Annotated in this window: 3 protein-coding genes; 2 read left to right on the plus strand and 1 reads right to left on the minus strand. The window is 71.7% G+C overall.

Annotation, left to right across the window (positions count from 1 at the left end; translation table 11 throughout):
- Positions 1–126 precede the first annotated feature (126 nt).
- Positions 127–5,853 carry a tetratricopeptide repeat protein gene (locus GA0070622_RS19260; RefSeq protein WP_091574866.1) on the minus strand — a complete coding sequence of 1,909 codons (5,727 nt, stop codon included), beginning with the start codon at positions 5,851–5,853 and terminating at the stop codon, positions 127–129.
- 239 nt (positions 5,854–6,092) lie between these two features.
- Here GA0070622_RS19260 and GA0070622_RS19265 point away from each other — a divergent pair, with 239 nt between their 5' ends.
- Together GA0070622_RS19265 and GA0070622_RS33220 are read left to right on the plus strand one after the other, a co-directional pair.
- Positions 6,093–6,533, plus strand: a complete 441-nt coding sequence (locus tag GA0070622_RS19265) for a hypothetical protein (RefSeq protein WP_141684593.1) — start codon at positions 6,093–6,095, stop codon at positions 6,531–6,533.
- The gene (locus GA0070622_RS33220; protein WP_245666423.1) at positions 6,530–7,390 is read left to right on the plus strand and encodes a pentapeptide repeat-containing protein; all 861 of its coding nucleotides are present in this window, start codon (positions 6,530–6,532) and stop codon (positions 7,388–7,390) included. The genes GA0070622_RS19265 and GA0070622_RS33220 overlap by 4 nt, the downstream gene beginning before the upstream one ends.
- Positions 7,391–7,412 lie beyond the last annotated feature (22 nt).

Here is a 7,412-nt window from a genome sequence, read left to right on the forward strand (position 1 = left end):
ACAATGGCGACGGAATCGTTCAGGAATCGCGCCGGGGAAGGCCGGGCTCGCGGTGGATGAATGCGAATGGTCCGCCGTCGTCCCGGCGGACGTCACACACCTGACCGGGCCGGTTCTTCCCGGCGCTCAGGCCTGATCCGACGACGGCCATTCGTCGATCACGGCATCCACCGGCTCCGTGCCCAGCAGCGATCGCAGGAGGTCGTACAGCGGCTCCTGCCGGCTGTCGCCCGGGCGTCGTCGGTTCGCGACCCGGCGAATCTCGGCCACCGCGCCGTCGGTGTCCCCGATCAACAGACGCGCGACGGATCGCAGTTCGCCGTGCCGGAACGGTGAGATGTTGGGCTGCTCCCGGTACGTGAGCCCCCGCCGCACGAGATCACCGGCCTCGCCCGGGTCGCGCGGGTGCACCGCGATCGCGAGCATCACCGCCGCCTCGATGTCGTTGTTCGGGCCGAGCCGGACAGCCTCCCGCAGCTCCTGTTCCGCCTCGGCCAGCCGACCGAGGAGGATCAGCGCCTCGGCGTGGTTGGCCCGGCTGCCGCTCATCGCCGGGTTCAGCCGGACCGCCTCGGCCAGCGTCTCCGCGGCCTCGGCGTAGCGGCCCAGGCTGTTGAGCACGACGCCGTGCGCGTCGTGCGTGATCGCGTCGGCCGGGTCGATGGCGAGCGCCTCGGTGATCGTGACGAGCGCGTCCTCGGGGTGACCCGCGTCCAGTTGGGCGTAGGCCAGGAATCGGCGCACCTGCGCCGCCTTCGGCTGCAGCGCGACGGCCCGGCGCAGCAACTCCATCGCCTCGTCGTTGCGGTCGACGGCTCGCAACGCGTAGCCGAGGTTCGCCAGGTGGTACGGGTTCGCCGGGGCCAGGCGGCTCGCCTCGCCGTACGCCTCGACCGCCTCGGTGAGGCGGTCGAGGCCCATGAGGATGCCGCCCCGGATCCCGTGCGCCAGATGGTCGGACCGGTCGAGTTCGAGTGCCATGTCCACCTCGACCAGCGCCTGGTCGTGGGCGCCGGTCTCCGACAGGGCGTGGGCCAGCGCCCGGCGCCGCCGGGCGTCCGGCAGGAGCTCGACCGCCCGCCGGTAGGCGTCGACGGCCTCGGCGTGCCGCCCGGCGCGCTGCAGGGCGATACCGAGGTTGAAGTGGTTGACGGACGACGTCGGTTCCCGCGCCACCGCCCGTTCGTAGGCGCTCAGTGGGGTCGTCTCCACGCCCTGGTGGTACGCCTTGACCAGTTCCGCGGCCACCGTGTCGCTCCAACCCAGGCTGAGCTGGAGCTGTTCGAGGGTCGCGGTGCCGTTCTGCTTCTCCGCCGGCGGGCCGTACTGGCCGGCCCATCGCACCAGGCTGAGCGCCAGGTCGTGCTCGCCGCACTGCTCGGCGCCCACCGCCGCGTAGAGCCAGCTGTCGGCGTACTCCTCGAACCGGAGGACCGCGAACGCGCCGCCGTAGAGCACGTCCGCGTAGCCGCCCTCCTCCAGCCGACCCTTCAGCCAGTCGATGAGGTTGGAGTGTTCGAACACCATCGAGGCGTCACCCCTGGCGAGGAGTGTGGCCACGAACTCCGCAGCCTCGTATCGCCCCCACCCCGCGTCGAAGGACGCGCTGAGGCGCAGAATCTGCCGGGCCAGCGCGGATCCGATCAGCTCGGCGTTGCGGACCGTGAGATCGTCCCAGCGGTCCCACCTGCGAGCGTCGGCGGAGGTGACCCACTCGGAGAGCACGGCCGCCACGAGGGAGATGTTGGTCAGGATGGCAGAGCCCGGGCCCGGGTCGGTATCCGGCCGCGGCGGCCGGATCGCGCCGCTGCGCAACTGCTCCTTGATCTCCGCGTACGTCTCGTCGACGATCTGCCGATATTCGGGGAACTCGTGCTCGAGGAAACTGAGCGCCCCCGCCTGGTCGTTCCTGCCGATGAACACGCCGAACTCGTCGATCTGCTCGGCGAGCATGAGCTTCGCCGTCTTCATTCCGACCCGTTCCTCGAGGCGGCTGCTGATCCAGTCCAGGATCTGGCGCGCCTCCGCCTCGGACCGGTACTCGATCCCCACCTCGGTCAGCAGGTCGGGCCCGAGGGAGATCCGTTCGCCGGTCGGCTCCTCCAACGTCTGGCCGTGCTGGAGCTCCGTCGCGGTGGCCACCAGATCCCGCACCGCGCGGAGGTCCACGGCGGCGCGTCGGAGGAACTCGAAGATGATGCGGTAGCCGGATCGTTGGGCTCTCGCTATCGACACGAACTCGGAGAGATCGGGCGCCAGCCCGTTGCGGGCGAGCCCGAGCACCAACCTGCGGTACCAGGTCGGCGGCATCGCGGTGACGGTGTCGGCGAGCACGCCCCGGGTGAGAGGCGCCCCGGATGTCTTCTTGACGGCCAGCACCGCGTCGCACCGCACACTCCACTGGAGGTCGGGGTCCCGGGCGACGGCTTCCAGGCATCGCAGGCCCAGGCGGCCGGCCTCGGCGAGCCGCTTCGACGCGTCCGGCCAGGACTCCGCCCCGTCACTGCGTTCCCGGAGCACGCTCCTGAGCGCCGTCTCGGCCGACTGCAGGCCGTGCCGAGCCATCTCCGTGATCAACTCCAGCCGCGGCGGCTGACTCAGCTCGTCGAAGGTGGCCAGGTGGATCAGCGCCTCTTCGTCGGCGAGCGACGGGTTGCTGCGCATCAGACTCTCGGCCACCCGGAGCCGGATCCAGGCCGGCACCCCGACGTCGCTGTGCCAGGTCAGGGCGGCGGTGAGTCCACGCTGGTCCTGGACCTCCGTCAGGGCGCAGACGTGGCGAAGCTTCAGCTCCAGCGCCACGCCCCCGTGGTCCAGCTGCGCCGCGAGCAGGTCGCGCCCCGCGTCACCCTGACGCGCCAGCGCGCGGGCCAGCGACTGCCGCACGGTCCAGCTGACGTGCCGGTTCGCCAACGCGTACGCCGCGTGGGAGACCGCGTCGGTGACACCGTCCTCGATGAGCGCCAGGGTCAGCTCGGCACGGTCGTCGTACCGCGGCTGCGAAGCGGCGAGGAGTCGCAGGCTGGGCCCGACGACGTCGGGAACAGCCGCGCGGATCAGATCGGCGTAGAGCCGGCAGCGCAGCCCCCACTCCATGCTGCGGTCGCCGGCGGTGTCGCGGACCGCTTCGACCCCGGTCGCGCCGCACTCGAGCAGCACTCGCCCGATCTCCAGTCGCACGCCCACGTGCATGCGTCGGTTGCGCAGCAGTCTGATGGCCGCGGTGACCGCTGGGCGGGAGTGCGGGCGGAGAGCGGCGAGGAAGGCGGTCAGTTCCTCCCGGGCGGCCGACTGGTGGTCGAGCCGCTGGCGGACCAGGTCGGCGTCGTCGCGGGTGTCGAGGGCGACCAGGCCGGCGATGAGCCGCAGCCGTAGTTTGTGCGGGCAGTCCTCGGCGGTGACGAGCGCCCGTGCCCGCCGAGCCGCCGCCTCGTCCCGCGCGTCGAGAAGGCTGGACATGGCGACGTACGCGATCTCGGTCTCGACATCCGCGCCGGCCTCGTCGTCGGACGACCCCTCCAGCGCCGCCGCCCTCTCGGCGGCCCAGTCGCGCAGTGGGCGCAGCGGCGATCGCAGCAGGACGCTCAGCGCGTCGAGAGCCCGGCGGCGTTCGAAGACCAGCGGCGACTGGGTGGCGGCCAGGATGGCGTCCCGTACCGCCTCCGCCGACGCCTCGTCCCGGTAGTCCGGCACCTCGGCGATGATCTGCGCCGCCAGGGTGCGCTGGGTCACCCAGGGATCGCCCTCCTCGGCCAGGATGTGGGCCACCAGGGCTGCCGGGTCCGACACCCGACTGGCAGCCGTCACGAAGACCCGCGTCCAGCTGGTGTCCATCCACCGGTGCCTGTCGATGCAGTGGCGTTGCTCGTCGAGGGTCAGCCCGGCGAAGTAGGCGGCCAGCAGGGTCTCGCGCAGGATCGGGTGGATGAAGCGAACGGTCGGCCGCATCGAGACGTCACCGGCCTCCATCAGGATGCCGTCGTAGAGCAGCTCCCAGACGACCGGCTCGGCGACGTCGGCGATCGGGTTGCGGGCCGTCTGCACCCGGGTCGTCATGCGGATCTTGGCGGTGGCGGCGACGACGTCGTAGTCGGGGTGCCGGCTGATCGCCGCGCGCAGCTCCGCCTTCGGGATGTCCTCGACGCCGCACCGCCAGGAGTCCTGGAGTTCACCGAGCACCTCGGCGAGCACCCGCATGCGGAGGATCGCGTCCGGCATCGCCTCCCGATCGGCCGGGATGCGGTGCCACTGGCCGGAGAGCAGGTGCAACGCCACGTCGTGATAGAGCTGCGGCAGCGTCGAACGGCGGTAGTCCTGGTGCTGTGCCGGTTCGGCCAGCCGGCACAGGAACGACAGCAGCAGGGGAACCTCGGCCAGTTGGGCCAGTTCCGGACGGTTGCCGATGGCAGCCAGCAGGGACTCGGCGGTGTCGGACCGGTCGTGCAGCCAGGTGTTGACGAAGTTGACCACTTCCCGGGAGGAGAAGCCGACCAGTTGGAAGTCCTCCCGGTTCCCGACGGCGATCTCGTCGATGATCGCCAGGGCGGCGGGGCGGGAGGTCACCAGCAGGGTGTTGTTCACCGCGAGCAGCGTCACCAGGACCTGCTTGAGCCGGCCGGCCAGGCTGGTCGGCATCTCGTCGAGCCCGTCGACGCACAGGAACACCCGCCCGTCGGTGAGGGCGCGCTCGGCCACGGCCACGTACCCCCGGACGTCGCCGTCCTCGGCCTGCGCGGGTGACAGCGTGGCGGCGACCAACGTACGCGCGAGCCCGCGCAGCCCGGTGCCGTGATCGTTCTCGGCCGCGAGCGTCGTGCAGGTCAGGCGTACGGGAATGATGCAGTCGTCGAGCGACCCACCGGCGTCGAGCTGCGCCACCGCCTGGTGCGCGGCGTACCTCACCTGGTGCTTGATCAGCCAGGACTTGCCGAAACCCGGGTCGCCGCTGACGACGGTCAGACTGGGCATCGCGCGGTCGGTTCGCCAGCGCTGACGGATCGGAACGCTCTCGCCGGACACCCGGTTCGGGCCGGGGCTGCGACGACGCAACCAGATGGTCTGGTGCAGCGCCTCGGCGTCGATGCCCTCCGGCATCGTGTCGCGCTGGGATTCCACCTCGTGGATGACCGCGTGGAGGATCTCGCGGGTGGCCGCGACCGGATCCGGGCCGTCGAAGTCACCCGCGACCGCCGAACGCCACGCCGGGTTCTTCCGGTGGTGGAGTTCGTTGAGCGCCCACACCTCGTGCTCGAGGCGCTGGAGCGTCGCCGCGGCGACCACGTAGGCGCCGTGGGGCCTTCCGGCGCCCCTGGTCGCCTTGACCACACCGACCACGCGGCCGGCGTCGTGGTCGAGGACCGGCGCGCCGCTCATCCCGGGATCGACCGCCCCCAGCTTGACCTTCAGCAGGTCGATTCCCTGTTCCTCGAGGATCGCCTCGAAGGTGAAGGTCGCCACGTCCGGCCCGAAGGATCCCGGTAGGTCGATGGCACGCCTGCTGTGCCCGATCGCCGTCAGCTCCCTGGCCGTTCCCGGCGGGCCGAGCAGCACGCACGGCATGTCGTCGAACATCCCCGGTTGGGCCGCGACTATCGCCAGGTCGGGCAGGGGGTACATGAGCGGGTCCAGGCCCGGCGCGATGGTCTGCGGATGCTTGTTCCAGACCTTGAGCGCGCGCTGCACGCCCTGCCGGTCGGGCGCGAACACCAGGTCGTCCGGTGCGTCGTGCACCACGTGAGCGGCGGTGACCGCGACGCCGGGCGCCACGAAGAAGGCGGTGCCGAGGAGGAGCCCCGCCGCGTCGGTCAGCGGGACAGTGGCCGCTCTGACATGGGCGGCCAGCTTTGTCGTCACTGCGTGTCACCGCCCATCCGAGCCGAGTCACGGAAGGAATGACGTCACTCTATTGTGGCCCCGGCCGCACCGCCGCGCCGTACGCCCGTAAACGCACCGATCGGTCGAGGTGTCAAGGTCCAAGGTCCCCACGTCACTGTCCGAACTGGCCGGCCACGGGACGCCACTTCTGGTGTACATAGGCTGTCAGGACATCCCACGCCGCAAGGAGGGCCATGCACGTTCCCCACGCCCGCCGCTTGCTGGCCCTGCCGGCCAGATCGTCGGACGGACAACAGCTCGGCAGGACCGGTGCCGTCTACGTCCCCGAGGGACAGAGACAGCCGCTGCTGGTCGCCCTGCCATTGGAGAGGGCGGCGCCCTGGGTGGTGCCGTTGTTCGGCGCACGACTCGACGCGGACGGCCTCGTGCTCGACTACCCGGCCGAGACGATCGTCAAGGGCCCCACCGTCGACGCCGACGCGCCGCTGTCGTTGGGCGAGGTCGCCGCCGTCCTGGCGCACTACCGGCCGGCCGTCGCCGAGCTCGTGCGCGGCCTGCCGTTGACGCGACGGGCACCGGAGGGCGGTGACGTCGGCGCGGGTTTCGTCCACCGGATCCCGGTGGTTCCGGGGATCGGCGACGATGACCTGCCCCCCATCGTGATCGCCAGCCCGGGTGTGACCGGGACCCCGCAATGACCTCCCCCGAGCCGACGCCGTCACCGCTGGCGGTCGCCAACCAACGGATCCGGGACACCGCGAAGTGGTTCATCGGCAGCGCGGCGGCGGTGGGCGCCGCGCTCGTCGCCGGCAGCCAACTGTCCGACATCGGCCGGCTGGCCGCCGGATGGCCCACCTCGGCCGCGACCGCCCGGTTGTGGGTGGCCGCCGCCGGCGTCCTGCTGGGCCTGGCCGGGGTCGTCGTCGCGATCGCCTCCGCGGTGCGCGTGCTGCTGCCGGTACAGGTCTTCATCTCCGACCTCGCCGAGAACTGGGAGGTGCCCACCGCCGACCTGCGCCCGGTGGTGGCGTTCTTCCGACGGCGCACGAAGTACCTGCAGGGCGCCAAGGATCCGGCGGAGCTCATCGACCGGCGCGAGCGACTGACGACCCAGCTGGCGGACCCCGAGCGGAGCCCGGAGGCGCGGGCCGAGGTCCGTGCCGGCATCGCGTCGTACGACCTGCGCATCGCCGCGATCGAGGAGATGGCCAACCACGAGGCGTTGAAGGCCACCTTCGCGCACGCACTGCGCCGGCTGATCCTGGCGACGGTCGTGGCCGGTGCGGGAATCGTCGCGTTCGCCTGGGCGGCGAACCCGCCGACTCCGCCCACCGGCGCCGATCTGCGCGACGCCAAGCTGGTCGGGGCTCAGCTCCGCGACGCCGACCTGACCGGGGCGAAACTCGACGGCGCCGACCTGACCGGGGCGGACCTGACCGGGGCCGACCTGACCGGGGCCTCGGTGGTCGGGGTGACCTGGTCGGGCACGACCTGTCCGGACGGCACATCGAGCGACGCCGGCGGCGGCACCTGTCGGGGACATCTCCGGCGCTGAGTCGGCAGGGGCGCCCACAGAG

This window comes from Micromonospora sediminicola (genome assembly GCF_900089585.1).
In the GTDB taxonomy this organism is placed as follows: Bacteria; Actinomycetota; Actinomycetes; order Mycobacteriales; family Micromonosporaceae; genus Micromonospora; species Micromonospora sediminicola.

Excerpts from the sequence above, each read along its gene's own strand:
- GA0070622_RS33220 (WP_245666423.1), top strand. The coding sequence starts at position 6,530 with ATGACCTCCCCCGAGCCGACGCCGTCACCGCTGGCGGTCGCCAACCAA.